The sequence below is a fragment of the Sorangium sp. So ce117 genome (assembly GCF_051524395.1).
In the GTDB taxonomy this organism is placed as follows: Bacteria; Myxococcota_A; Polyangia; order Polyangiales; family Polyangiaceae; genus Sorangium; species Sorangium cellulosum_B.
In genome coordinates this window covers 543935-569913 of record NZ_CP150309.1, presented here as the reverse complement: position 1 = coordinate 569913, position 25979 = coordinate 543935, and the positions used below count along the sequence as shown (strand labels likewise).

General features: G+C 71.7%; 18 protein-coding genes. 12 read left to right on the top strand and 6 right to left on the bottom strand.

Going from position 1 to position 25979, the window contains the following annotated elements; all coding sequences use genetic code 11:
* The first annotated feature begins 86 nt into the window (after positions 1-86).
* From WMF46_RS02175 to WMF46_RS02165, 3 genes are all read left to right on the top strand, one after another.
* On the top strand, positions 87-695 hold the full coding sequence (locus WMF46_RS02175) for a precorrin-2 dehydrogenase/sirohydrochlorin ferrochelatase family protein (RefSeq protein ID WP_437984075.1): 609 nt from the start codon (positions 87-89) through the stop codon (positions 693-695).
* A 198-nt stretch (positions 696-893) separates the two neighbouring features.
* Positions 894-2180 (top strand): PEGA domain-containing protein, encoded by a 1287-nt coding sequence (locus WMF46_RS02170; protein ID WP_437984074.1) that lies wholly within the window; start codon positions 894-896, stop codon positions 2178-2180.
* A gap of 10 nt (positions 2181-2190) precedes the next feature.
* Positions 2191-3141, top strand: a complete 951-nt coding sequence (locus tag WMF46_RS02165) for a hypothetical protein (RefSeq protein WP_437984073.1) — start codon at positions 2191-2193, stop codon at positions 3139-3141.
* A gap of 45 nt (positions 3142-3186) precedes the next feature.
* Here the strand turns inward: WMF46_RS02165 and hflX are convergent, their stop codons facing one another.
* A complete protein-coding gene (hflX, locus tag WMF46_RS02160; protein ID WP_437984072.1) occupies positions 3187-5055 on the bottom strand; it encodes a GTPase HflX in 1869 nt (622 codons plus the stop codon).
* A 220-nt stretch (positions 5056-5275) separates the two neighbouring features.
* On the opposite strand from hflX, the gene WMF46_RS02155 reads away from it, so the two are divergent.
* From WMF46_RS02155 to thiL, 6 genes are all read left to right on the top strand, one after another.
* A complete protein-coding gene (locus WMF46_RS02155; RefSeq protein WP_437984071.1) occupies positions 5276-6343 on the top strand; it encodes a homoserine kinase in 1068 nt (355 codons plus the stop codon).
* Between the two features lie 190 nt (positions 6344-6533).
* Positions 6534-7427 carry a M48 family metallopeptidase gene (locus tag WMF46_RS02150; protein ID WP_437984070.1) on the top strand — a complete coding sequence of 298 codons (894 nt, stop codon included), beginning with the start codon at positions 6534-6536 and terminating at the stop codon, positions 7425-7427.
* 44 nt (positions 7428-7471) lie between these two features.
* Positions 7472-9289, top strand: a complete 1818-nt coding sequence (locus WMF46_RS02145; RefSeq protein WP_437861544.1) for a dynamin family protein — start codon at positions 7472-7474, stop codon at positions 9287-9289.
* Between the two features lie 108 nt (positions 9290-9397).
* A complete protein-coding gene (locus WMF46_RS02140) occupies positions 9398-10126 on the top strand; it encodes a GTP-binding protein (RefSeq protein ID WP_012233021.1) in 729 nt (242 codons plus the stop codon).
* Positions 10123-11727 carry a sensor histidine kinase gene (locus WMF46_RS02135; RefSeq protein ID WP_437984069.1) on the top strand — a complete coding sequence of 535 codons (1605 nt, stop codon included), beginning with the start codon at positions 10123-10125 and terminating at the stop codon, positions 11725-11727. The genes WMF46_RS02140 and WMF46_RS02135 overlap by 4 nt, the downstream gene beginning before the upstream one ends.
* Complete coding sequence (thiL, locus tag WMF46_RS02130; protein ID WP_437984068.1) at positions 11724-12713, top strand: thiamine-phosphate kinase; 990 nt, start codon at positions 11724-11726, stop codon at positions 12711-12713. Before WMF46_RS02135 ends, thiL begins: the two co-directional genes overlap by 4 nt.
* A 22-nt stretch (positions 12714-12735) precedes the next feature.
* Here thiL and WMF46_RS02125 read toward each other — a convergent pair whose 3' ends face one another.
* The 3 genes from WMF46_RS02125 to sppA all read right to left on the bottom strand — a co-directional run bounded on the left by WMF46_RS02125 (position 12736) and on the right by sppA (position 19311).
* Positions 12736-13248, bottom strand: a complete 513-nt coding sequence (locus tag WMF46_RS02125) for a hypothetical protein (protein ID WP_437984067.1) — start codon at positions 13246-13248, stop codon at positions 12736-12738.
* Positions 13249-13583: 335 nt separating this feature from the next.
* Entirely contained in the window at positions 13584-16994 is a 3411-nt protein-coding gene (locus WMF46_RS02120; RefSeq protein ID WP_437984066.1) for a vitamin B12-dependent ribonucleotide reductase, read from the bottom strand.
* A gap of 508 nt (positions 16995-17502) precedes the next feature.
* On the bottom strand, positions 17503-19311 hold the full coding sequence (sppA, locus tag WMF46_RS02115; RefSeq protein ID WP_437984065.1) for a signal peptide peptidase SppA: 1809 nt from the start codon (positions 19309-19311) through the stop codon (positions 17503-17505).
* 429 nt (positions 19312-19740) lie between these two features.
* Here sppA and WMF46_RS02110 point away from each other — a divergent pair, with 429 nt between their 5' ends.
* The 3 genes from WMF46_RS02110 (at position 19741) to WMF46_RS02100 (ending at position 23761) form a co-directional block, all read left to right on the top strand.
* Positions 19741-21363: a ribonuclease J gene (locus WMF46_RS02110; protein ID WP_437984064.1), complete on the top strand. Its 1623-nt coding sequence runs from the start codon at positions 19741-19743 to the stop codon at positions 21361-21363.
* A complete protein-coding gene (locus WMF46_RS02105) occupies positions 21360-22490 on the top strand; it encodes a CHAD domain-containing protein (RefSeq protein WP_437984063.1) in 1131 nt (376 codons plus the stop codon). Before WMF46_RS02110 ends, WMF46_RS02105 begins: the two co-directional genes overlap by 4 nt.
* Before the next feature lie 170 nt (positions 22491-22660).
* Entirely contained in the window at positions 22661-23761 is a 1101-nt protein-coding gene (locus WMF46_RS02100) for a hypothetical protein (protein WP_437984062.1), read from the top strand.
* 81 nt (positions 23762-23842) lie between these two features.
* Here the strand turns inward: WMF46_RS02100 and WMF46_RS02095 are convergent, their stop codons facing one another.
* The gene (locus tag WMF46_RS02095) at positions 23843-24412 is read right to left on the bottom strand and encodes a peptidylprolyl isomerase (RefSeq protein WP_437984061.1); all 570 of its coding nucleotides are present in this window, start codon (positions 24410-24412) and stop codon (positions 23843-23845) included.
* A 160-nt stretch (positions 24413-24572) separates the two neighbouring features.
* Positions 24573-25784, bottom strand: coding sequence for a thiolase family protein (locus tag WMF46_RS02090; protein ID WP_437984060.1), 1212 nt, complete (start codon positions 25782-25784; stop codon positions 24573-24575).
* Positions 25785-25979: the final 195 nt, after the last annotated feature.

Sequence of the window (25979 nt, the reverse complement as noted above, 5' to 3'; positions counted from 1 at the left end):
CTCGACGTCACGCCCCTCGCCCGCCGGGCGGCGCGTCGGTCTACACTCGTCGCGCGGACGCTCTGTTCGTGTCGGCTCCAACCCCCATGCGCCTCTTTCCCATCGCGCTCGATCTCAACGGCCAGCGGGCGCTCGTCATCGGCGCGGACGGCGACGCGCCGTACACCGTGGAGCGCCTCCTCTCGGCGGGCGCTCGCGTCTCCGTCGTCGCTCCAGGGCAGGTCGACGGGTCCATCGAGCAAGCCAGCCGGGAGGGGCGGCTCGATCTGCACCGGCGAGCCTTCCTGGAGGGCGACCTCGCCGAGGCGGCGATCGTGTTCCTCGTGCCGGGTGACGAGGCGCTCTCGCTGCGCCTCCACCGAGAGCTCGCGGGCGCCGGGCGCCTCGTCTGCACGCTGGATCGCCCGGAGGTGTCGAACTTCGTCAATCCTTCGGTGGTCTCTGCCTCCGGACTGACGATGAGCTTCAGCAGCCATGGCGTCAGCCCTGGAACGATACGGCGCATCCGGGAGGACCTCAGCGCCCTCTTCTCGGATCCTCGGTTCGCCCGCTACATCGAGGCGCTGCGCAGGCTCCGCGAGAGCCTCCCCCGGGGCCCCGAGCGGGCCTCGCGCATGCGCCGGGCGACCCTGGGCTTCGGGCTGGATGCGAGGCTTCGGTTCCCTGCCTGGCTGGAGCGAGGCGACGAGCCTTGATGGCCGAGGAGGCCGCGCCGGAGCGGCGGGGGCACCGCGGGGGGCGCGAGCCTTGTCGCGGGCCTCGGTGCGGGCCTCGGTGCGGCCTCGGTCAAAGAGAGCGCGCCCCCGGATGAACGCGAAACCCCTTGTGTAGAGCGGCCTTCAAGGCTTAAGTGGGCGCCCACGCGACACTATCCGCGGAGGAGGGCTTACGGTATGCGTTCACGATCGGGCCGGCTGACGATGTTGACCTCGGCGGCGATGGTCTCTGGGCTCCTGACGCTGACGAGCGTCAGTCCGGCATCTGCGCAGACGGATGCCAAGCCGGCAGCGCCCCCGGCAGGTAAGCCGGCCGCCGCGGCCGCCCCTGCGGCGGCTCCTGCAAAGCCAGCCGCATCCGCGGCGCAGGCACCCACCCCCGCTGCGACGCCGCCCGCGGCCGGCGCGACACCTCCCGCGACCGGGACGCCCGCCGCGGCTCCCGCGAAGGCGGGTACGCCCGCGACGGCGGCTCCCGCGAAGGCCGGTGAGCCCGCGACGAAGGTGACCACCACCAAGCCGAAGAAGGCGCTGACCGAGAAGCAGAAGAAGGACGAGGCGAAGAAGCTCTACAAGGAGGCCGAGGCCAGGTTCGACAAGGGCGAGTACGCCGTCGCGGCCGACCTGTACCGCCAGGCGGACGAGTACGTGCCCGGCGCCGCACCGAAGTACAAGCTCGCCCTCTCGCTCGACAAGCAGGGCCTCGTCACCGAGGCCGTCGCGGCCTGGCAGGCGTTCCTCGATTCGAAGCCGGACGCCGAGAAGTTCAAGGAGAAGATCGCCGAGGGGCAGACGCGCGTCGAGGCCCTGAAGAAGACACCGGCGAAGGTGAAGGTCGCGACCGTCCCGGAGGCGCCGCCTGGCCTCAAGGTCGCGGTCGACGGCGTGGCCCAGACCGGCAAGGAGCTCTCGGTCCCGCCCGGCAAGCACACCCTCACCGTCTCCGCCGAGGGGTTCGCCGACGCGAGCCAGGAGCTCGAGGTCACCTTCGCCGAGGCGCGCGAGGTCAACGTCACGCTGACGCCGCAGGCGCCGGCGCCGGTCGCTGCGACGCCGGCCCAGCCCCCCACCCCGCCGCCGCCCGCCGACGTTCCGCCCGCGCAGCCGCCGCCGCCGGCAGCGCCGATCGAGCCGCGCTCTCCGGTGCCGGCCTACGTCACCCTCGGGCTCGCCGGCGCCGGTGTGGTGGTCGGGACGATCTTCGGCATCCAGGCGCTGGGCGCGAAGAGCGACTTCGATGACGCCCCGACGACCAAGACCGCGGACAAGGTCGATCGCTTCGCGCTCATCGCGGACATGTCCTTCGCGGTGGCGCTCACGTTCGGCGTCACCGGCGCGGTCCTGCTGCTCAGCGACGACCCGGCCCAGGCGAAGGCCGCAGCGTCGAGCGTGACGAAGAAGGCGTTCGTCACTCCGTTCGTCAGCCCGACAGGCGGCGGCGCCGCCGCGCGGTTTACCTTCTAAGGGGACTACTATGTGGAAGAAACAGCATCTTCTCGCGATGGCGCTCTGCGCTGGCGCGCTCTCGACTCTCGGGATGGGCTGCGAGCTCATCGCCTCGGTCGATCGCTCGCGCATCCCGGGGGACGAAGAAGTCCCCGACGACGGATGTTCTGACAAAACGAAGAACAACGAAGAGACCGACGTCGACTGCGGCGGTTCCATCTGTCCGAAGTGCGACGCCGCCAAGGCGTGCACCGCAGCCACCGACTGTGCGAGCGGCTTCTGCGCCGACGACGTCTGCTGCGACAAGGCCTGCGACGCGGAGTGCGACGCCTGCACCGCCGCGCTCAAGGCGTCGGGCGACGACGGCGAGTGCGGCTTTTCGAAGGCCGAGACCGAGTGCGGCGAGCCGACCTGCTCCGAGGGCGTCGAGACGAGCCGCGGCACCTGCGACGGGGAGAGCGTGGAGTGCGGGCCCGGCGAGGAGAAAGAGTGCGAGGAGTTCGCCTGCAATGAGGCGGCCGACGCCTGCTTCACCGAGTGCATGGAGGACACGCATTGCGCGAAGTGCCACGAGTGCGCAGACGGCGCCTGCGTGCTGGCCGCGGCCGGCGCGGAGGGCCTGGGCTGCGACGAGGGCCAGGCGTGCGACGCCGCGGGCGAGTGCAAGCCCGCGAACGGCGTGGAGTGCACGGAAGCGAGCGAGTGCGCCACCGGGCTCTGCGTCGACGGCGTCTGCTGCGACACCGCCTGCGACACGGCGTGCATGGCCTGCAATGTGAAGGATCTGGAAGGCACGTGCTCGAACATCCCGCTCGGCAGCGAGGACGAGGCGGACTGCAGCGGCATCAACACGTGCGATGGCAAGGGAGCTTGCAAGCTGGTGGGTGGCGAGGAGTGCACCACCGACATGCAGTGCGCGAGCGGCAAGTGCCTCCCCAGCCCCCTCTTCAGGTGTGACGAGATCCCGGAGACGCCCTGAGCTCTCTCCGGCTCCCGCCGGGCTCCCCAGGGAGCCCGGCGGAGCTCACCCCTCGAACGTCCCTCTCACGCGCGCGCTGACCTCTCCTGCCCCGGAGCTCGAAGGCGGGCCCAGCACCGTCATCGACTCGGCTTCTCCCTCGAACAGCCCGCCGTCCCCGAGCTCGTCCTCCGCGGCTTCCGCCTCGTAGGCGGGCACCATCGCGGCCTCCTCCCAGCGGCTCTTGAGCCGCTCCGCGAGCTTCGCGAGCAGCTCCCGCGTCGTCTCCCGGTCCGTGGCGGACAGGACCACCGCATCCGGGTGCCCGAGGAGCAGCCGCCGCCCCTCCGCCGGGGCGATCAGGTCCGCCTTGTTGAACACCACGATGCGGGGGATGCCGATGAGATCGAGCTCGGTCAGCAGCGCCTCGGTCGTCTCGATGTGCTGGTCGCGCGCGGGATCGCTCGCGTCCACGACATGGAGCAGGAGGTCGGCGTCGGCGGCCTCCTCGAACGTCGCCCGGAAGGCCGCGAACAGGTCCTTCGGCAGCTCCCGGATGAAGCCGACGGTGTCGGTGATCACCACCTCGCGCTCCTCGGGGAAGCGGAGCCGCCTCGAGCGGGTGTCGAGGGTCGCGAACAGCTTGTTCTCGGCGAGCACGTCGGCGCCGGTCAGCGTGTTCAGCAGCGTGCTCTTGCCGGCGTTCGTGTAGCCGACGATCGAGACGACCGGCACGCCGAGCCGGGCGCGGCGGCGGCGGCGCTGCTCGCGCTGGCGGGAGAGCCGCTTCAGCTGCGCCTCCAGGAAGCTGACGCGCTCCTTCGCGCGGCGGCGCCCGATCTCGAGCTTCGTCTCGCCCGGACCGCGCCCGCCGATGCCGCCCGTCAGGCGAGACAGGGAGTCGTCCTTCTGCCCGAGGCGAGGGAGCGTGTACTTCAGCTGGGCCAGCTCGACCTGGAGCTTGCCGTCCGACGACTCGGCCCGCTGGGCGAAGATGTCGAGGATGAGCTGCGTCCGGTCGAGCACCTTGAGATCCGTGTGCTTCGCGATCGCCGAGGCCTGGGAGGGGGTCAGATCCCGGTCGAAGACCAGCGTCTCCGCGTCGAGCTCCGAGGCGCGCAGCACGACCTCGTCCAGCTTGCCCTTGCCGAGCACGAGCCGCGGGTCGAGCCGATCGCGCAGCTGGAGGACCGTATCCGCGACGTCGACGCCCGCGGTGCCGGCGAGCTCGGTCAGCTCCCGTAGGCTCTCCTCGGCCCGGGCGAGCGCGCCCACCTTGGATTTCTCGGCGACGTGGACGAGGATCGCGCGGCCGTCCTTCGCCGCGACCGACCGCGTGCGCGACCGCTTCGTGAACTCGTCCTCGAGCGCCTGGATGAGCGCGCCGAAATCGACGTCGGCGCGGCCGATCGCGACGGGGCCCACGGTCCGATACGGCAGCGCCGCCGCCCCGCGGCTGTCGCCGCGCCCCTCGGCCTCGTCCACGGTCACCGTGACCGCTTCCTTCCCGTGGACCGGCACGTTGTACGCGTACTGGAGGGTCCGCGGCTCGCCCTGCGGGGTGAGCTGCACCGCCGCGACCAGGTCGAGCCGGAGACGGACGAGATCCACGAGATCGTCCCGGGTGAGCGGCTCGTTGAAGAGGTGCGTGTGGACGAGCCGGAGCGCCCTGAAGCGGCCCTGCGCGGCGCGGAGACGCCCGATGTCCGGCAGCATCAGCCGCGTCGCGTCGCCGACGATGACGTAGTCGATCTCGCCCGAGCGGTGGACGAGCGCGCCGACCTGGCGCCCCGTCTCATGCGACGCCTCGGCGAGCGCCTTGATGAGCTCGGGCGTGGCGATGCTGGCGAGCGGGACCTTGCGGCGGTAGATGCGCTCGAGGGTCTTGGTGGCCTGGGGGCTGAGTCCGGTGGTGTTTCCGTAGAGGGTGGGCATTCGATAATCGAAGGGGGATGTTGCTCCCGCTCACTCGATTTCATAACGCACGCGGGGCCGGTCCGCGACCGGGGGCACCGCGGATCTTCGTGCGGAGCGCGCATTTTCTCATCGCTCGTCCCCCTTCCGTTGCCTCCCCGTCCCTCCTCGCCTCCCGCTCGGCGCGCTCCTCCAGGTTCCTGTAGAGACCGCGCGCGAGACGAGGCTACCCTGCGCCGCGATGGCCATCCTGACCCCCCTCTCGCTCGCGGATGCCCGCCGCATCGGCGCGCTCTACGGCCTGGAGATCGCCGACGTGCGCGGCCTGCTCGCCGGGAGCGTCAACTCCAACTTCGCGTTGACGCTCGCCGACGGCCGCGGGCAGGTGTTCCTGCGGGTCTACGAGGAGCAGCAGCTCGGCGCGGCGTCACGCGAAGCGCGCATGCTCGAGCACCTCGCGGCCGGGGGCGTCGCCACCCCGCAGCCGCTCCGGCGCCGCGACGCGGCGCCCTCCGACGCGGCGTCCGTGTCGGAGGGCGCCGCGTCGGAGGGCGCCGCGTTCATCGCGGAGCACGCTGGAAAGCCTGTCGCGCTGTTCCCGTGGGTCGGGGGAGCGTCGCTCTGCCAGGCGCGCGTCACGCCGGACGCGACCCGCCGCGTCGGCGCGGCCCTGGCGCGGGTGCACCTCGTCGGCGCCTCGTTCGAGGGGGCGAACGCCAGCCGGTTCGACCTCGACGGCCTCGACCAGCGGCTCCGGGGGCTCCGTTCCCCTGCGCCCGCCGCGGGCGCGAAGTCGACGGCCCCCGCTCCCGCTCCGGCCCTCCCGCCCGACGTGGCCGCCGCCGTCGACGAGCTCACCGGCCGGCTCGAACGGATCCGCGCCGCGGCGCCGCGGACACCGGGCCCCCAGACGCTGATCCATGGCGACCTCTTCCGCGACAACGTGCTCTGGGAGGCCGGCGAGATCTCGGCGCTGCTCGATTTCGAGAGCGCCTCGCGCGGGAGCGCCGCGTTCGACCTCGCCGTCACGATGCTCGCGTGGTGCTTCGGCGACGATCTCGACCCGGATCTCGTGTCCGCGCTCGCCTCCGGCTACACGGCGGTGCGGCCGCTCTCAACCGAGGAGCGCGACCGTTTGTTCCACGAGAGCGTGATCGCGGCGCTGAGGTTCTCCATCACGCGCATCACCGATTTCGAGCTCCGCCCGAAGGGCAGCGGTGTCTACAAGGACTTCCGGCGCTTCCTTGCGCGGCAGCGGACGCTCGAGCGCCTCGGCCCGGAGGGGCTCCTCGCTCTGCTCGGCGTCTGATCCGCGTCGACTCGCGCCGACGTCTTCCGCTGTCCGATCACCGTCTGCTTACCGTCTGCTTGGCGCCTTCGCCGTCTGATTGCCGTCTGATTCAGATGTGAGCGGAGGTCGTCTGTGATTTTGCGTTAACTTCGCTGCGCCTGGCGATGGCGGCGTTGCGCGGTCCCGGCTAGGTCGTTACCTTCGCCGAATGGCACAGGTCGGAACCCTCGATTTCAAGGGCTTCATCGAGAGACGGAAGGGCCAGCGCGCGGGCGGCGGGGACGGCGCGGGCAACGCGTATGCCTACGTGTCCGACAAGAACACGCGGCTCGCCTTCGAGAAGATGCGTCCGGTCGAGCTCGCCGTGACCGCCGCGGTCAGGCTGTTCAAGACGGTCGGCAAGAACGAGCTGCTCGGCCACGCCGTCAAGGTCGGCCCCGCGCAGTTCCCGCGCGTCCACAACCTCGCGGTCCACTGCGCCGAGACGCTCGGGATCGCGACCCCGACGATCTACATCGTCAACAGCCCCACCCTCAACGCGGCCACCTACGGGACGAACGACGACTCGTTCATCATGGTGCACTCGGCGCTCGTCGATCATTTCACCGACGACGAGCTGCTCAGCGTCATCGGCCATGAGTGCGGCCACATCCACAACAGCCACGTGGTCTACCTGACCGCCATGCACTACCTGACGCGGATGGCGTCGGTCTTCGTGAAGTGGATCGTCGGCCCGGCGATGCTCGCGCTCTCCGGCTGGTCGCGCCGGGCCGAGGTCACCTGCGACCGCGCCGGCCTGCTCTGCGCGAAGAGCCTCGACGTCTCGACGCGCGCGCTCACCAAGCTCGCGCTCGGCTCGACCAAGCTGTACGAGGAGCTCAACCTCGAGGCGTTCATCGCCCAGCACGAGGAGGGCAAGGGCGGCGTCGGCAGGTTCGCCGAGTTCACGGCCAGCCACCCGTGGCTGCCGAAGCGCGTCCTCGCGCTCCGGGCCTTCGCCGAGAGCGAGCTCTACAAGCGCCACGCCGGGCTCGGCGCCGACGGCCTCTCCATGGAGGAGGTCGACGAGAAGGTGCACGAAGTCATCAAGATCTGGGGCTGAGGGGCTCCCGCTCCTGGAAAGGCGCAAGGCCGAGGTAGACGCACATGCTCGAATCCTTCCACAGCCGCAAAGACGACGTGACCGGGGCGCTCAGGGATCTCGTGACGTTCGCCGAGGCCCTCGGCGCCAAGAGCGTCGCGACACGCATCACGAACGATCTCGTGAAGAAGCTCGACGCCGATCGCTTCCACCTCGTCGTGGTCGGCGAGTTCAACCACGGCAAGACGACGTTCGTGAACGCGCTGCTCGGCGCCTCGATCCTCCCCGTCGGCGTGACGCCTACGACGGCGGTGATCCACCACCTCGAGTACGCGGCCGATCCGCGCGCCGAGGTGGTCTACGCGTCGGGCGAGCGCACCGGCCTGCCGTTCGAGGACGTGCGGGCCTTCACCGTCGGCGGCGAGCGCTCGTCGAGCGCCGGCGAGGTGAAGTTCCTCGAGGTGGGGTACCCGGCCGAGCTCCTGCGCGAGCGCGTGGTCCTCGTCGACACCCCCGGGGTGAACGACCTCTCGCTCCAGCGGGCGGACATCACCTACAGCTACATCCCGCGGTCGGACGCCGTGCTGTTCCTCATCGACGCAGGCCAGCCGCTCAAGGAGAGCGAGCGGGTCTTCCTCCAGGAGAAGCTGCTCGGGCAGTCGCGCGACAAGATCCTGTTCGTCGTGACGAAGCGCGACATCTGGAGCCAGGACGAGGAGGTCGAGGCGCTCGCCTACATCCGGAGCGAGCTCGGGAAGCTCGTTAAATCGCCCGTGGTCTTCCCGATCTCGAGCGAGCGGGCGCTGGAGGGCGATCGGCCCGGCAGCGGGATGCCGGAGCTGCTCGATCACCTGACCCGGTTCCTCGCCGAGGAGCGCGGGCGCATCCTGCTCGACAACGCGCTCGGCGAGGGCCTCGAGTCCGCGCGCCTGCTCGGCAAGGGCGTGGACGCGCGGCGGCGGGCGACCGCGATGTCGCGCGAGGAGCTCAGCCGCCGCATCGAGATGATCGAGAAGGATCTGGCCGGCCAGTCGCGCACCATCGAGGAGCGGCGCGCCGGCATCCGCGAGGAGGTGAGCGCCATCCGGGCGTGGGTGCACCGCGACCTCGATCGCTTCGTCGACGACGTGCTCCGGCAGCTCCCGGCGATCATCGACGAGGCCCACACCGACGAGATCAAGGTCTACCTCGGGGCGTTCCTGGAGCGCACGTTCGCCGAGTGGGCGCAGGCCGAGACGAAGGAGATCGCCACGGCGCTGGAGGCGCTCGCCGAGAAGACGATCGCGCTCGTGCGCGAGGACGCGCACGACGTGGCGAAGCGGGTCAGCGAGGCGCTCGGCGGCGACGTGAAGCCGCCGAACGTCGAGGTCGACACGTTCGGCTACGATGTCGGCGTCTTCGCGCTCTTCACCATCGGCCTCGGCGTGATGTTCACGAACGCCCTGCTCGGCGGGATCCTGGCGCTCGCGGCGCCTGTCCTGGCCGTGTACGTGAAGGAGAAGGTCGAGGCCGAGACCCGCAAGAAGGCGAAGGAGATGGCGCCGATCGCGCTGCGCGAGGCCGCCACCCGGATCGGGCCGAAGCTCGACGAGATGATCCAGGAGTTCGCGAGCCGGCTCGACGCGTGGGTGGTCACGGCGGGCCAGGAGCTGCACCGGGAGGTCATCGAGGTCCTCAAGGCGGCGCGCGAGGAGCGGGTCCAGGCCGAGCCGAGCAGCGAGAGCCAGCTCAAGGCGTGCGACGCCCAGGCCGAGGCGCTCCAGGCGCTGACGTCGCGCCTGGAGGGGCTGCGGAGCGCGCTCTGGACCGTCGAAAACGGCGAGAGCAGGCCGATCCCTCCGCCCGTGTCCAGCGTGCCCAACGCGCCGGGCGGCTCGGCCTGAGCGGGGCGCACGCCTCCTGACAAGGGAGGAGACCCGGCCCAGCCCGGCCTCCTCCGCCATGCGCCGTGGCCATATCCAATCGTCGGGCGCTCATGCGAGAATGCGGCCGTGCAGCTCGACTTCGCAGCCCGTGAAGTGACGATCAAGCTCGTCTATTACGGCCCGGCGCTCAGCGGCAAGACGACGAACCTCGTCTCGCTGCACGGCCTCGCCGGGTCAGACGCTCGCGGACGGTTGATGACGCTCGAGACGCAGGACGATCGCACGCTGTTCTTCGATCTCCTGCCGCTCACCTTCCGCGCGAAGGACGGCGACGTCTCGCTCCGCATCAAGCTGTTCACCGTGCCCGGCCAGCCGATGCACGCCGCCACGCGGAGGCTCGTGCTCCAGGGCGCGGACGGGGTCGCGCTGATCGCCGACTCGCAGATCTCCGAGACGCAGCGCAACGCCGAGGCGTTCTTCGACCTCCGCCAGAACCTGCGGGAGAACGGCCTCGATCTCGCGAGGATGCCGCTCGTCATCCAGTTCAACAAGCGCGACCTGCCCGACATCCGGAGCGACGAGGAGCTGGCGCGGCTCGCCGCGCGGGGCAAGGAGCCGGTGTACAAGGCCGTCGCGACCCGCGGCGTGGGCACGGTGGAGACGCTCATGGGTCTGCTCCACCTCACGTGGGAGACGCTCGATCAGACGCATCAGCTCTCGAAGCGGCTGTCGATCAGCGGCGAGGAGCTCCTGAACAGCGCGGCGCGCCAGCTCGGGGTGACGAGCTCGGTGAACGACCTCCTGGCGAGACGAATGGGCGGCAGCCTCGAGAAGAGCTCCCGGATCGTTCCATGAGGCCCGACGCCCACAAGGGGACGCCGGCGGACTTCGGCCTCGACGACGAGGATCTCCTCAGCATGCCGGGCTCCGCGCCGATGCCGTCGGCGCGCGTCGCGGACGGGCCCAGCTCCTCGAAGCGCGACGGCGCGTCCAGCGCGCCTGAGCCCTCGACGCTGCCTCCCCCCGCGGCGGCGCCGGTGGTCGACCTGGTCGGCATCGGCCCCCTCTCGCTCGAGGATCTCGTGGATCGCCAGGCCCTCGGGGAGATGGCGGCGTCATTTCACAAGCTGTTCGGCCTGCCGATCCGGATCCAATCGATCAACGGCGCCACGCTCGCGGAGTCGGGCGCGCTCGCGCCGCTCCCGCCGCTCGGCGGCCTGACCGGCGAGCAGGAAGGCCGGCGGGCGAGCGTGGCGCCGGCGAATTGGACGGCAAGACAGGGCGCGTCGGCCGGCAGCGAGGTCGCGGATCCCTGCTTCGAGGGCGCGCTCTACCAGGTGTTCCCGATCGAGTACGACGGGCGTGCGATCGGCCGGTCGATCCTGGGCCCCTACCTCCCTGACAACCTCGAGGATCCCCCTGTCGCGCAGATCGAGGCGGCGTCTCAGCTCGATCTCGCGCGTGCGGCGGAGGGGCGGCTGCGGATGCCGCGGCTCCGGCCGGAGCGGCTCGGCGCGATCGCGGACCACCTCCGCTCGGTCCTCGATCTGATCCTGTTCAGCGGGCACAAATCGCTCCTCACCTCGACGATGCACGTCGCGTCGATCCGCGAGAGCTTCCGTGAGCTGTCGCAGAAGAACGCCGAGCTGGAGCAGGCGTACGAGCGGCTGAAGGAGCTCGACCGGCTCAAGTCGAACTTCCTGGCCACGGTGTCGCACGAGCTCCGGACCCCGCTCACGTCGATCATGGGGTACAGCGAGATGCTCGCCGAGGGCATCGGCGGGCCTCTGACCGATGAGCAGCGCGAGTTCATCGATACGATCCGGTCGAAGAGCGAGCAGCTGCTCGGGCTCATCATGAGCCTCCTGGACCTCTCGAAGCTGGAGAGCGGCACGTTGATCGTGCATCGCACCGAGGTGGCCGTCGGCCCGGTGCTCGTCGAGGCGGCGTCGACCATCGCGCCAGCTGCCTCGAAGAAGGGCGTCGAGCTCCGGATCCAGGCCGAGGACGATCTCCCGCCGGTGCTAGGGGACGGCGACCGGCTGCGCCAGGTGTTCATCAACCTCGTCGAGAACGCGGTGAAGTTCACCGAGGCGGGGGGCGAGGTGCTGCTCGTCGCGCGCGCCGTGAGCGAGGACATGGACGACCTCCCCGGGCTGGTGCTCGTCGCGCCTCTTCAGCAGGCGGTCGAGATCCGCGTCGTGGACACGGGCATCGGCATCCCTGCGGGCGAGCGGCTGAAGGTATTCGACCCCTTCTACCAGATCGATCAGAGCTCGACGCGGGAGCACGGCGGCACGGGGCTTGGTCTCTCGATCGTCAAGCGCCTGGTCGAGGCGCACAGCGGCACGGTGCGCATCGAGCCGAACGAGCCGCGCGGCACCGTGTTCGTGGTCAAGCTGCCCACGGTCGCCGGCTCGCCGGCGAACAGCGTCCTGCCGCCCATTTTCCAATGAGCAGGCGCTCCGAGTGGAAGCGCATCGAGATGCTGCGCGCCGTGCTCGGGGGCGTGGCGGGCGATCATGTTCTGTGCGGCATCGGCGATGACGCCGCGATCCTCGCGCCCGTGGCCCCGCGGGGCGATGCCCTCCCGGGCTCCCCGGAGCCGCTCGTCTGGACGGTCGACAGCGCCGTCGAGGGCGTCCATTTCCGGCGCGATCTCCTGGGCTTCGAGGATCTCGGCTACCGCGCGACGATGGCCGCGGCGAGCGATCTCGCGGCGATGGGGGCGCGCCCTGTCGGCCTGCTGGCCGCGCTGGTGCTTCCTCCGAGCGTGAGCGACGACGAGCTCGGCGCGCTGGCGAGGGGTCAGCGCGCCGCGTGCGACGAGATCGGCACGGCGGTCATCGGCGGGAATCTCTCGCGGGGCGGCGAGATCTCGATCACCACGACGGCGCTCGGCGTCGCGGCGCTGCCGCTCAGGCGCGACGGCGCGCGGCCCGGCGACGCGCTCGCGCTGGCCGGTCCGGTCGGCCTCGCCGCGGCCGGTTTTGCGCTGCTCGATCGCGGCATCGCGCCGGCCGGCGCCGCGGCCGAGCAGGCGATCCACGCGTTCCGCCGCCCGGTGGCGCGCATCGACGCGGGCCTCCGCGCGGCGGCGTGCGCCCGTGCGGCGATCGACGTCTCCGACGGCCTCGTCGCGGATGTGGCGCACCTCGCGCGCGCGAGCGGCGTGCGCGCGCTGCTCGATCCCGCGGCGCTCGTGAGCGCCGACCTCCGCGACGCCGCCGCGCAGCTCGGCCTGGACGCGCTGGATCTAGCGCTCTACGGCGGCGAGGACTACGCGGTCGTTGTCGCCGGCCCCGACGTCGGGGAGCTCGCCGGCTTCGTGGTGATCGGCCGTTGCGTGCCGCGCGAGGAGGGCGCGAGCGACGTGGCGTTGCTCGGCCCGGGCGGGCAGCTCACGAGCCTCGTGGCGCGGGGGTACGACCACTTCGCCTGAGCGGCCAGCGCGGCGACCTCGCTCAGTTGCACTCGGCGGGCGGTGTGCTCCCGGCGAGGCTCGCTCGGATCTGGGTCAGCGCCTTGGCGCGCGGGGTCTTCCCGCTCTTCACGAGCTTCTCGATCCCTGCGCAGAGATGCGATGCCGTCGCCGCCTTCGACTTGGCTTCCGGCGACTTGCCCGACTTGGTGGCGACCGCGTGGAGCGCCGTGCAGCACGCCTGGATGGAGGCGCCTCCCCCGCGTGACGTCGTCGCCCCCTCGGCCGTCGCCGCCCCTGCATCGGCTGTTGCCGCAGGCTCGGCGGAAGCTGCCGCCGCGGGCTCCTGCCCCGCCGCGGGCTCCTGCGTCGCCGCCACCGTCGGTGTCGCAGCGGGCGTCGGTGTCGCCGTCGGCACCGGATCGGCCGCCACGGGCGCGACCGTCGGCGTAGGCGCGGGGATCGTCTCCGGCTCTGCTTCTTCTTTCCGGCAGGAGCTCGACAGGATGCTGCAGACAAGAACGGCGAAGGCGATGGACGAACGCGACCGGATCATGCCCGTCTTCTACAGAGCTTCTCCGAGCGCATCCATACGGCTGCCCGAGTACAAGCCCGTACGGCCCCACCCGCAGCGCTCCCGCGCCCGCCTCATCCAACCGCTCAGCGATCGCCCCCACCCTCCCCTTCCCCCCCGAGTCGGCGGGGTGGGGGTGACGAGGGAGGGGCCGGCGGGGGAGGGCCCCACGAATCCGAGCGCCGGCCCGCATCGCAGCGAGTCCCCTCAGACCCGTCTCCCCCGTTCACGAGGCAACAGCCACGAAGAGGCGCGAGTTCGTGGGAGGGCCCCCCGCCGGCCCCTCCCTCGTCACCCCCACCCCCGCCCGTAGCAGCTCAGCTGCATCCCATGCTGTTGCCGCAGTTGAGGCACTTGTAGCAGGCCCCGTTCCTCACCGTGATGTGCCCGCAGCCGTCGCAGACCGGCGCGTCGCCCATCATGTCCTCGAGCTGCGCGTCGAGCGCGCTCGCCGCCCGTCCCCCGCCCTCGACCAGCGCCGCCGCGGCCGGCGCCGTTTGCGAGAACGACGCCGCGCCGCTCTCCTGCGCCCGCGATTCAACAGGGTCCTCCATGGCCGAGCTGACCGGCTGGACGTGGGCGAGATCGTAGCGGTTCAGGTACTCGACCCCGAGCACGCGGAAGAGGTAGTCCACGATCGACGTCGACATCTTCACGTAGTCGTGCCCCTCGACGATGCCCTGCGGCTCGAAGCGGGTGAAGGTGTACTGCTCGACGAAGGTCTCGAGCGGCACGCCGTACTGGAGCCCGATCGACACCGCCATCGCGAAGCAGTTCATGATCGAGCGGAACGCGGCGCCCTCCTTGTGGAGGTCGATGAAGATCTCGCCGAGCGTCCCGTCGTCGTACTCGCCGGTTCGGACGTAGATCTTGTGCCCGCCGACGCGCGCCTCCTGCGTGAAGCCCTTGCGCTTCCTGGGCAGGCGGAACCGCTCGGGCGCCGCCGCCGAGGGCGAGCGCGGGCGCGCCAGCGCGGTCGCTGCCTGGACGAGCGGCGCGGGGACCTCGGCCTTGTCGGCCTTGCCCTTGCTCTCCTTGCTGTCGCTCGAGCTCGAGGTCGACGAGAGCGGCTGCGACGCCTTGCAGCCGTCGCGGTAGAGCGCGACCGCCTTGAGCCCGAGGCGCCACCCCTCCTCGTAAATCCGCTGCACCTCCTCGACCGTCGCGTCGTTCGGCAGGTTCACGGTCTTCGAGATGGCGCCGGACAGGAACGGCTGCGCGGCGGCCATCATGCGGACGTGCGCCATCGGCGCGAGGTACCGCCGGCCCTTCTTGCCGCAACGGTTGGCGCAGTCGAACACCGCGTAGTGCTCCTCGCGCAGGTGCGGCGCACCCTCCACCGTCATGCGGCCGATGATCGTCTCGTTCGCCTCCTCGATCTCCGCGGCCGAGAAGCCTAGGTGCTGGAGCAGCGAGAAGCCGAAGCGCGCCCGCGACTCCTTGGAGACGCCGAGCCTGTCATAGGCCTCCTCGCCGAGGATCCAGGGGCCGAAGGCGAGATCCAGATCGAAGACGCCGGGGATGGCGGCCTCGACCTTCGCGAGGTCGTCGCTCGTGAGCCCCCGCGCCTTGAGCGACGCCCGGTTCACGTGCGGCGCCGCCAGGAGCGTGTTCGTCCCGGAGACGTAGGCGACGATCTCCTGCACCTCGGCCTCGGGGTAGCCGAGCCGCCGGAGCGCCTCGGGTACGGACTGGTTCACGATCTTGAAGTAGCCGCCGCCGGCGAGCTTCTTGAACTTCACGAGCGAGAAGTCGGGCTCGATGCCCGTCGTGTCGCAGTCCATCAGGAGGCCGATGGTGCCGGTCGGGGCGAGCACCGTCGCCTGGGCGTTGCGGTAGCCGTGCTCCTGCCCGATCCGGACCGCCTCGTCCCAGTCGGCGCACGCGGCCCGCCAGAGCGACTCCGGGCAGCGGTCGCGGTCGATCGCGTAGGCGGCGTCCCGGTGCATGCCCATCACCCGGAGCATCGGCTCGCGGTTCCTGGCGAAGCCGGCGAACGGCCCCTTCGCGGCGGCGATCTCCGCCGAGACCCGGTAGGCGTGGCCGCAGAGGATTGCGGTGAGCGCGCCCGCGACCGAGCGCCCCTGATCGGAGTCGTACGGGATGCCCTGCAGCATGAGCAGGGTGCCGAGGTTGGCGTAACCGAGCCCGAGCGGGCGGTAGTCGTGCGAGTTCTTCGCGATGCCGCGGGTCGGGTACGCCGAGAAGTCGACGAGGATCTCCTGGGCGACGAAGAACACCCGGACCGCGTGGCGGTAGCCCTCGATGTCGAACGAGCCGTCCTGGCGGAGAAACTTGGTGAGGTTCAGGCTCGCCAGGTTGCAGGCCGAGTCGTCGAGGAACATGTACTCCGAGCACGGGTTCGAGGCGTTGATGCGCGCCGTGTTCGGGCAGGTGTGCCAGCGGTTGATTGTCGTGTCGTACTGCACGCCCGGATCGGCGCAGCCCCACGCCGCCTCGGCGATCTGGCGCCAGAGATCCTTGGCGCTCAGCGTGTCGACGACCTCGCCGGTCGTCCGGGAGCGCGTCTCCCACGCCGCGCCCGTCGCCGCCGCGCGCATGAACTCGTCGCTCACGCGCACGGAGTTGTTCGAGTTCTGCCCGCTCACCGTGTGGTACGCCTCGCCGTTGAAGTCGGAGGGGTACCCCGCGCCGATGAGCGCCATCGCCTTCTTCTCCTCGCGGACCTTCCACTGGATGAAGTCGACGATCTCCGGGTGGTCCATGTCGAGGCAGACCATCTTCGCGGCGCGCCGCGTCGTGCCGCCGCTCTTGGTCGCGCCGGCGGCGCGGTCGAACACCTCGAGGAAGCTCATGAGCCCCGAGCTCGTCCCGCCGCCCGAGAGCTTCTCCTGCTTCCCGCGGATCGCGCTGAAGTTCGTCCCCGTCCCGGACCCGTACTTGAACAGCCGGGCCTCGCTCTTCACGAGGTCGTAGATGCTCATCAGGTCGTCCTGGACCGCCTGGATGAAGCACGCGGAGCACTGCGGCCGCTCGTAGGCGTTCCGGGTCTCGACGATGTCGTCGACCGCGCCCGCCCCGTTCGTTCGAGGCGCCGACGCCTTCCCGTTGGCGCTCCCGTTCCCCGCGTCGGCCGAGGCCTCGTTCCAGGCGTAGTTGCCGCCCGACCCCTCGATACCGTACCGGTGATAGAGCCCGCAGTTGAACCAGACGGGCGAGTTGAACGCGCCGTACTGATGGACGAGCAGGTAGGCGAGCTCCGCCTCGAAGGTGTCCGCGTCCTTCGCCGAGGCGAAGTAGCCACCGAAGTGCTCACCCGCCTCGCGGATGGTGCGCGCCAGCCGGTGGACGACCTGGCGGACGCTCGTCTCGCCTAGCTCCTTCTTGCCGTGGATCCCCGCCTTGCGGAAGTACTTGGAGACGACGATGTCGGTCGCTAGTTGCGACCAGCCGGCGGGGATCTCGGCCCCTTCCATCTTGAAGACGACCGAGCCGTCGGGGTTGGTGATGACGCTCGATCGGCGCTCCCAGGTGACCTCGTCGAGCGGATCCGCGGCCCGGTGCGTGAACCGCCGGTCGAACCCGAGCCCGCGGGGGCGCGGGGCCCCTTTCTTCGCGCCCTTCTTGGAGGCTGCGCCGTCGACCTGCGCCTTGGCGGCCCCCCCGGTCACCGGACGAGCCCCCCCCTCTTCCTTCGTCCGTGCCGTCATCTTGCCGTTCCCGGCGGGGAGTTTACCGCCGTCACCCACAACTGCCGACTGGGCCATTTCCAAGTCCTCCTGTGAACCACCGCACCTGGCGGTGGACCCGGGTCCTACCGAAAGCACAAAGAGTTCCCTGGAGAACGACGAGGCCTCATCGCCTCGATCTCCACAGGTCTCGTCGCTTCTCCCCTACTACCTGCTCAAACGTTCCGTCTTCAGACCAGTGAGCATAGTTTCAGGTGCCATGCCTGAAAGGCGTGCGCCGACATGCGGGAGCGCCTGACCGCTTGCTATCCAAACTCGCGAACGGTCCGTGCGTCAAGGAGAACCGCTACATGTTGGGATCTCCCTCCGAACAGGGCCCACATATAGGGCCTCTCTGTCCGGTACGGGATTCCTAGCGATCCGTGATCAGTTCTGAACAGGTGCTACCCACCGGGCGCACAGATTACGCACAGCTTCTCCCGAGAGAAAATCCGCCTCTTCCCGGGAATGCGCCTAACCAACCACCGGCTCCTTCATCGAGCCAGGCGTGGCATGGGCGCGCCGGGGCCCCGCCGGCCGTCGCCGTCTAGTCGAGATCGTCGGCCTCAGCGCAGTACGCGAGCACCCGCTCCCCCTCGCAGTGGATGGCGAGCGCCACCTCCTGGGCGATCCCGCGGAGCCCGACGAGCTCGAGCAGCGTGGGCACCGGCGCCGGCAGCAGCGGTGGAGGTGGGATGTACCGCGACGCGCGCACGATGGCCGGCTCGATGGCGGCCGCCTTGGGCCCGATCATCTGGCGCAGCTCGTGGAGCGCCCGCTCGAACCCGCCGAGCATGTCGACGAGGCCGCGCGCCTGCGCGTCGGCGCCGCTGTAGACGCGCCCCTGCGCGAGCGGCTCGATCTCCTCGACCGGGCGGCGGCGGCCGCGGGCGACGACGCGGAGGAACGCCGCATAGATCGCGTCGAGCTCGCGCTCCACCACCGCCCGCTCCCCCGCGTCGAGCTTGCGCGACGGCGAGAAGAGGTCGGCCCGCGCGCCGCGCTTCACGACGTCGGTCGAGACGCCGAGGCGATCGAGCAGCGGACCGAGCGCGAAGCGCGCCGAGACCACGCCGATGCTCCCCGTGATCGTCTGCGGCTGCGCGACGATCGCGTGCGCGGCCACCGCCACGTAGTAGCCGCCGCTCGCCGCCACGTTCGACAGGCACGCGACGACGGGCTTCACCTCCGCGAGGCGGGTGACCTCGTGGTGGATCCTGTCGGAAGCGAGCGCGGAGCCGCCCGGCGAGTCGACGTGGAGGATGACCCCCTGGACGCGCGGGTTCTGCCGCGCCGCGCGCAGGCTCGCGACGAGCCGCTCCTCGCTGGCCAGGGAGGCGCCCCGGAAGCGGGCGCGGCTGACGATCGCGCCGTGCACCTCGATGACGCCGAGGACGGGCCGAGGCCACACCGGCGTCATCGAGAGGGCGCGCCGCGCGCCCAGGTAGCGGCCCGCCGACACGAGGCGGCTCTTCGAATGCCGCGCGGCATCACGAGCTCCTGCGCCTCCTCCACCCGATGCGCCGTCCGCGTTCTCCGCGCCGATCTCGGCGCGGCGCGGCGCCGCGGTCGCGCAGGGGAGCGACCCCGCCGCGAGCATGTGCTCGAGCTCGTCCTCGTACGCGACCGCGTCGACGATGCCTCGCGCGACGGCCTGCTCCGCGCCGAAGGGGGCCTCGTCGATCCACAGCGCGGCCGTCTCGCGATCGACGCGGCGCCCCTGGGCGAGCGCCGCGGTCAGGTCCCCGAGGCGCCCGTCGAGCAGGGCGCCCACCTGCTCGCGCTGCGCGGCGCTCATCGTGTCCCGCACGAGCACCTCGCCGGCGTTCTTGTACATCCCCTTCGCGAACACCTCGGGCTCGACGCCGACCTGCTCCAGCGCGCGGCGCACGTAGCGGCCCTCCACCGCGAACCCGAGCGGCGACACCATCGTCTCGGGCCCGACGACGATGGCCCGCGCGGCCGAGGCGAGCAGGAGCATCGTGGTGTCGGCGCCCATCGGCAGGTAGGCGACGATGTCCTTGCCCCCCGCCCGGATCTCGAGGAGCGCGTCCCGCAGCGAGGCCGCCACCGCCGGCCCCGCGTGCACCGACCGCATCCGGAGGAGCAGCCCCGCCGGGCGCGGATCCTTCATCAGGTGCTTGCCGAGCTCGCGGACGCGCTCCACCGAGATCAGAGCCCTCTTCCTCCGACGCCACGGGAGCGCGAGGCGGACCCGGGGGGGCTGCAGGTCGACCACGCGGCCATCGATTTCGAGGACGACGTACCCGCCCCGGGGTGCAGCAAACGCCCAGCGGAGCGCGCTGACGGGGAGCAGCAGCAGGCGGAGGAGATTGACGAGCAGGGCAGCGATCACCGGAGGCTCCTCGGAATCAGGGGATGGGCGACGGAAAGGCGGCTCGGCGTCCGCCGGCGGTCACGATGGGGTGGGGGGAGACTGGGGTGGGGGGAGACAGCGTGTGCAGGAACCGGTCCGCGCGGCACCAGATCCGGTGGTGAGGTCGGCGTCGCCTGGCCCCGGCGGTGGAACTGGAAAGAGAGAGCGTGACGCAAGGGGCCACCCTGTGGCTACACTGTCGCTCCAAGTTTCGAAGGGGACGGCGAGCCGATGTGGGTTACGTCTTGAAGCAGTCGTCCTCTCTCTTTCAGACCAGCTCAGCAAGCCGCGGGCCGTAGGCCCCCGGCGCCCTGGGTGGCAGACCCCCTCCACCAAAACGTGCATCCCGAGCAGAGCGCCCCCGCCCCGAGCCAGCTCCCCCCGCCAGCGCCGTCCACCCTGCGTCTCGTGCCCCTCGGAGGGCTCGGCGAGGTGGGGATGAACTGCCTCGCGCTCCAGCAGGCCGATGGGCTGCTGCTCATCGACTGCGGGGTCACGTTCCCGAGCACGGACCTCGGCGTCGACGTGTATCACCCGCGCTTCGATCACGTGCTCGCGCTCCGTGATCAGGTGCGCGGCATCGTGCTGACGCACGGCCACGAGGATCACATCGGCGGGCTGCCGTTCCTCCTGCGCCACCTCGACGTCCCCGTCTGGGGCCCGCCGCACGCGCTGGAGCTTGTGCGCTACCGGCTCGCGGAGCACGCGCTCGAGGACAAGGTGCGCCTGCTGCCCACGCAGGTCGGGCGCGAGGTCGCGATCGGCGGCTTCGTCGTGGAGCCGCTCCGGGTGACGCACTCGATCGTCGACGCGACGGCGCTCGCGATCCACACGGCCGCGGGGCTCGTCGTCCATACCGGGGACTTCAAGCTGGACCCGACGCCGCTCGACGGCGAGCCGACCGACGAGGCCCGCTTCCGCGCGCTCGGCGACGCCGGCATCCGGCTGCTCCTGTCCGACAGCACCAACGTGGACTCGCCCGGCGAGGCGGGAAGCGAGCGCGCCGTCGCCCACGCGCTGGCGGAGCTCGTCGAGACCGCGCCGGCGCGCGTCGTTGTCGGCGTCTTCGCCTCGAACGTCCAGCGCCTCCTCGCCCTCGGCCAGGCCGCGATCCGCGCGCGCCGCAAGATCTGCCTGCTCGGCCGCAGCGTGCAGACGCACGTGCGGGCCGCGCAGACCGTGGGGAGGCTCCCGTGGCCGAGCGACCTGCTCGTCCCGCCCGAGGTCGCCTCCTCGATGCCGCGCGAGCGCCTCCTCGTCATCGCGAGCGGCACGCAGGCCGAGCGGGCCTCCACGCTGACGCGGTTCGCCTCGGGGACGCACCCGCTCCTGCGCCTCGAAGAGGGGGATCGGGTCGTGCTCTCGAGCCGCGTCATCCCGGGCAACGACCGCCCGGTCGTCGATATGATGGCCGGGCTGCTCCGCCTCGGCGTCGAGCTCGTGACGTGGTCGACGGATCGGCGCGTCCACGCGAGCGGGCACGCGCACCGGACGGAGCAGGCGCGCATGATCGACCTCACCCAGCCGCGCAGCTTCCTCCCCGTGCACGGCGCGCTGCACCACCTGACGCGACACGCGGAGCTCGCGCGGGAGCGCGGCGTGGCCGAGGTGCTCGTCGCCGAGAACGGCCACGTCGTCGAGATCGGCAAGACGCAGCCGCTCGGCCGGAGCGGCCGGGCCGTCACCGGCCGGGTGGCGACGGCGGGCGGCGAGGAGCTCGGCGAGGAGGTCCTCCGGGAGCGAGCGAACCTCGGTCGCTCCGGGGTCGCCTTCGTGTCGCTGGTCGTCGATGCGCACGGCGCCCTCGCGGCGCCGCCGCAGGTCCTCGCCCGCGGGGTCACCGGGGAGCTCGAGGGCGGCGCGCTGAGGGCAGCGGCGCGCGCGGTCGCGCAGGCGGTGAACGACTGCGAGCCGCGCGCGCGGCGCCGCGACAACGACATCATCGAGATCGCCCGGCTCGCGGCGCGCCGGACGCTCGAGGCGAAGCTCGGGAGGCGCCCGCTGGTGACGGTGGCGCTCACGCGCCTGTGACGCCGCTCGAGGGGAGCCCCCCGCCCTCGGGCGGCGATGGCGCCGGCGACGGCGGCGGCGGCGGCGGCGGCGCGAGGCTCTCCGCGCGAGATTTCCTCGGTCCAGTGCTGCTCTCCCACATCGAGCGCGTCCGCGCCGATGCGCGGCGCGTCGTCGCCGCGAGCGAGCAGGGCGAGAGCGCGGAGCCGGACGCGGAGGCGGTGCACGACTTCCGGGTCTCGCTTCGCCGGCTCCGGACGCTGCTCAAGCCGGCGCGACGCATCTACGGCACGAGGAGGCTCCGCCCCGTGGCCGAAGGGCTCCGTGAGTTCGCGCGTGCGACCGGCGCGCTGCGCGACGAGGAGGTGCTGCGCGAGACGCTCACCGCGCTCGATCTGGACGAGGCGGCCCGGGCGGCCGTCGCAGGATGGGTCGCGCAGCGCGCGCGCCGCGAGCGCGAGGCGAGGGCCCACATCGTCGAGCTGCTCCGGCAGGATCGCCCGGACGACGCGGGCGCGACGCAGGTCGACGCGCCGGCCGCGGGCGAAACGGGCGCGACGCAGGCCGACACGCCGGCCGCGGGCGAAACGGGCGCGACGCAGGCCGACACGCCGGCCGCGGGCGAAACGGGCGCGACGCAGGTCGACACGCCGGCGGCAGGCGAGCGGCTCCGGCTGGAGCCTCACCTCGCGCGCCTCGAGCGGCGCATCTCGCGCCGGAAAGCGAGGAAGCGCGGCGCCGAGGCGCTCGCGAGACGAGCGATCGGTGATGCCCTGGACGACGTGCGCGCGCTCGCCGCGAGCGACCCGGGCGACGGCGCGGCCATGCACGCGCTCCGGATCCGCTTCAAACGGCTGCGCTACTCCGCGGAGACGTTCTCGCCGCTCTTCGGAGAGCGCGCCGAGCGCACCTCGAAATCCGCGTCACGGATGCAGCGCCGCCTCGGCCAGCTGCACGACGCCGACGAGGCGCTCGCGCAGATGAGGAGCGCTGAGGAGCTGCCGCCCGACGCGCGCGCGGCCGTCATCGAGGCGCTCGTCGCAGAGCGGGCGCGGCTCGCTCACAAGGCGACCGAGGAGCTCGCGCGGGAGCTCGAGACGCTCACATCGCTCTGGTCGGGCGATCCCCGCGCGCTCCCGAGCGGATGACGCAGCGCACGGGGCGCGGTGCAGCAAGGAGCGCCGCAGCAGGCGCGCTTCGGACGGGCGAACGGTCACCGGGATTGCCGGCTGCGGAGCTCGCCGTGCGGGCAGGCGCTTCGTGATACCGTCGGTCGGGCTCCTTCGAACCGAGGCGAAGCCCGCCGATCCCGGAGGTCGTGTTGCGCCGCTCTGCGTTCCAAAGCGTCACCGCGCTCGTCGCTCTCCTCGCGGCGAGCGCCTGCACCCAGGACTTCGACCAGTTCGAGCCCGAGCTCTTCCCGGGGCCGTCCGGGAGCGGCTCCGGCGGGGCCAGCAGCTCCGGCGGAGCTGGAGGAGGCCAGACGTCGGCTGGGAGCACCACGAGCAGCGGCGGCGCCGACGGCGGCGAGCGGTGCACCAACGGCGAGGATGACGACGGCGATGGCGCCGTCGACTGCGCCGACGACGACTGCGGAGGGTTCGCCTGCGTCGCCGTGCCCGAGGACTGGCAAGGGCCCGGCCTCCTGTACCAGGGCCCCGAGGCCGCGGACGTCGCCTGCCCCGAGGGCTTCTCCGAGCGGGTGGACGTGGGCGGCCGCGATCCCCTCGACACGCCCGCGACCTGCAGCCCGTGCGCGTGCGGCGCGCCGACCGTGGAGTGCGAGACGCCCGCGGTCACGGTGTACTCGCGTGGCGCGTGTGGCGGGGGGAGCGCGACGCTGCCGGTGCAGACGGAGGACTGCATCAACATCGGCGGCGACTTCGAGGCCGGCAGCTACAGCGGCGAGGCGCCCGGCGTGGATTCGGCGACGTGCGTTCCGTCGGGCGGCGAGGCGACGTTGCCGCCGCCGCGCTTCGGTATCGAGGGGCTCGTGTGCGCCCCCGGGTCGGACGCCGGCGGATGTGAGGCCGACGAGGCCTGCGCCCCGCGAGAGATCGATGCACCGTTCGAGCAGGGCGTCTGCGTCTGGCGCGACGGCGAGCGGAGCTGCCCCGAGGGGTTCGGCGAACGACACGTGTTCGCGAGCTCGGTGGTCGACAACCGCGGCTGCACGCGGTGCACCTGCGACGCGGACGGCGTGCGCTGCGCGGCGACGCTGACGCTCTTCGGGCAGAGCCGCTGCCGGGGGCCCGGTGAGACCGTGCCGTTCAACGGGGCCTGCGTCGACGACCCGCCCCCCGCCGCCTCGGTGTCGATCGAGGTGACCGGAAGCGGCAGCTGCCAGCCGCGCGGCGGCGACCCCACAGGCGAGGTCGAGGAAGGCGACGACAGGATCACCGTCTGCTGCGCCCGCTGAACGAGCGAGGCATCGCGCTGGCCGCGCGGCGCTGAACGGCGCCGCGCGGCGCTGAACGGCGCCGCGCGGCGCGCAGCGCGCCTACTGCCGGAAGATCTCGACGCGCTCGAGGACGACGTCCTGGTTGGGCCGATCGCGCGTGGTCGCCACGTTGGCGATGCGGTTCACGATGTCCTGCCCGCTCACGACCTTGCCGAACACCGTGTGGCGGTTGTCGAGGTGCGGCGTCGGCCCGTCGGTGATGAACCACTGCGCGCCGTTCGTGTTCTTGCCGGCGTTGGCCATGGAGAGCACGCCGGCGCCCTCGTGCCTCAGCGAGGGGTTGAACTCGTCGGCGAACTTGTACCCGGGGCCGCCCGTGCCCCAGAGCTGCGCCTTGTCCGGGTAGCGCGAGAGCGGGTCACCGCACTGGATCATGAACCCCGAGATCACGCGGTGAAAGCGGATGCCGTCGTAACAGGGCGTCCCCTGCATCCCCTGGCCGGTCTTCGGATCGGTCCAGTTGATGGCGCCCGTGGCGAGGCCGACGAAGTTCTTGACCGTGTTGGGGGCGCCCTCCTCCTCGAGCCGGACCGTGATGTCACCGAGCGAGGTCTTGAGCCGAGCGTGAAGCTTGCCGGTGCCGGGCACGTTGATCGGGGGGAATTCCATCAGGCCTTCTCCTTTTCTTGGCCGCCGAGGCGGCGCAGTCAGTTCTTGGCCGCCGAGGCGGCGGCGTCAGCCGAGGGAGGTGAGCCGCGGGCCCCCCTTCCTGCGTCCTGCTGCGGCGGTCTTATCTCATCTGGCGCCGCGAACGAGCGGTGAAATGACCTCACGCGCGCTCGAAGAGCGTCGCGATGCCCTGGCCGACGCCGATGCACAGCGAGGCGACCCCGACCTTGGCGCCGCGCGCGCGCATCGCATGCACGAGGGTGCACGCGATGCGCGCGCCCGAGCAGCCGATCGGGTGCCCGAGCGCGATCGCTCCGCCGCGGACGTTGACGCGCGCCGGGTCGAGCTCGAGCGCGCGCGAGCACGCGAGCGCCTGCGCCGCGAACGCCTCGTTGAGCTCGAAGAGATCCACGTTGGGGACGCGCAGCCCGGTCCGCTGGAGGAGCTTCTTCACGGCCGGGATCGGCCCCTCCCCCATGAGGTTGGGATCCACCCCGGCGGTCGCCGTCGCGATCACCCGCGCGCGCGGCGTCGCGCCGGCGGCCTGCACGGCGTCGCCCGAGGCGAGCAGGAGGGCCGCGGCGCCGTCGTTGAGGGGCGACGAGTTGCCCGCCGTGACGGTCCCGCCCTCGCGGAAGGCGGGCTTGAGCTTCGACAGCGCCTCGAGCGAGGCGTCGGCGCGCACGCCCTCGTCGCGCTCGAACAGGACGGGATCGCCCTTCTTCTGGGGGACGAGCACGGGGACCACCTCGGCGGCGAAGCCCCCCGACTCCCAGGCGAGCGTCGCGCGCTCGTGGGAGAGGAGCGCGAACCGATCCTGGTCGTCGCGGCTGATGCCGTGCTTCTTGGCCACGTTCTCGGCCGTCTCCCCCATCGACTGGAGCTCGAACCGCGCGGCCATCCGCGCGTTCGGATAGCGCCAGCCGAGGGTCGTATCGTAGACGGTCGGCGCGCTCCGATCGAAGCGCTCGGCCTGCTTGGGCATCGTGAACGGCGCGCGCGTCATGCTCTCGACGCCCCCCGCGATCGCGCAGTCGGTCTCCCCGGTGGCGATCATCCGCGCGGCGTCGGCGACCGCCTCGAGCCCCGAGCCGCAGAGGCGATTCACCGTGACGCCCGGGACCTCGTAAGGGAGGCCGGCGAGCAGCGCGGCCATGCGCGCGACGTTGCGGTTGTCCTCTCCGGCCTGGTTCGTCGCGCCGAAGACGACGTGATCGAGGCGCGGCGCAAGCGAAGGGTTGCGACGCACGAGCGCGTCGAGGACGTGCGCCGCGAGGTCGTCGGGGCGGACCGTCGCCAGGGCGCCGGCGTAACGGGCGATCGGGGTCCGGACAGCGTCGACGACAAAGACAGGGCGCAGGGCAGCAGCCATGACGAGAGCGTAGCGTCGCCTGGTCAGCGCGCAGCGGGAGATCGCGCGCGCCCTGGAATCTCCGCTCGGTTCTACGCGCGCCGCGCCGGCGTCGATGTCGCGTGTGCCCGCCCGGTCACGCCAGGGGTGAGCCCAGCGGCCGATCGAAAGGCCGGCTCGGACGTCGATCGATCGGCCGGATCCGTCCCGCACAGG

Coding starts and splice junctions, on each gene's coding strand:
- WMF46_RS02175 (WP_437984075.1), top strand. CDS start 87: ATGCGCCTCTTTCCCATCGCGCTCGATCTCAACGGCCAGCGGGCGCTC.
- WMF46_RS02170 (WP_437984074.1), top strand. CDS start 894: ATGCGTTCACGATCGGGCCGGCTGACGATGTTGACCTCGGCGGCGATG.
- WMF46_RS02165 (WP_437984073.1), top strand. CDS start 2,191: ATGTGGAAGAAACAGCATCTTCTCGCGATGGCGCTCTGCGCTGGCGCG.
- hflX (WP_437984072.1), bottom strand. CDS start 5,055: ATGCCCACCCTCTACGGAAACACCACCGGACTCAGCCCCCAGGCCACC.
- WMF46_RS02155 (WP_437984071.1), top strand. CDS start 5,276: ATGGCCATCCTGACCCCCCTCTCGCTCGCGGATGCCCGCCGCATCGGC.
- WMF46_RS02150 (WP_437984070.1), top strand. CDS start 6,534: ATGGCACAGGTCGGAACCCTCGATTTCAAGGGCTTCATCGAGAGACGG.
- WMF46_RS02145 (WP_437861544.1), top strand. CDS start 7,472: ATGCTCGAATCCTTCCACAGCCGCAAAGACGACGTGACCGGGGCGCTC.
- WMF46_RS02135 (WP_437984069.1), top strand. CDS start 10,123: ATGAGGCCCGACGCCCACAAGGGGACGCCGGCGGACTTCGGCCTCGAC.
- thiL (WP_437984068.1), top strand. CDS start 11,724: ATGAGCAGGCGCTCCGAGTGGAAGCGCATCGAGATGCTGCGCGCCGTG.
- WMF46_RS02125 (WP_437984067.1), bottom strand. CDS start 13,248: ATGATCCGGTCGCGTTCGTCCATCGCCTTCGCCGTTCTTGTCTGCAGC.
- WMF46_RS02120 (WP_437984066.1), bottom strand. CDS start 16,994: ATGGCCCAGTCGGCAGTTGTGGGTGACGGCGGTAAACTCCCCGCCGGG.
- WMF46_RS02095 (WP_437984061.1), bottom strand. CDS start 24,412: ATGGAATTCCCCCCGATCAACGTGCCCGGCACCGGCAAGCTTCACGCT.
- WMF46_RS02090 (WP_437984060.1), bottom strand. CDS start 25,784: ATGGCTGCTGCCCTGCGCCCTGTCTTTGTCGTCGACGCTGTCCGGACC.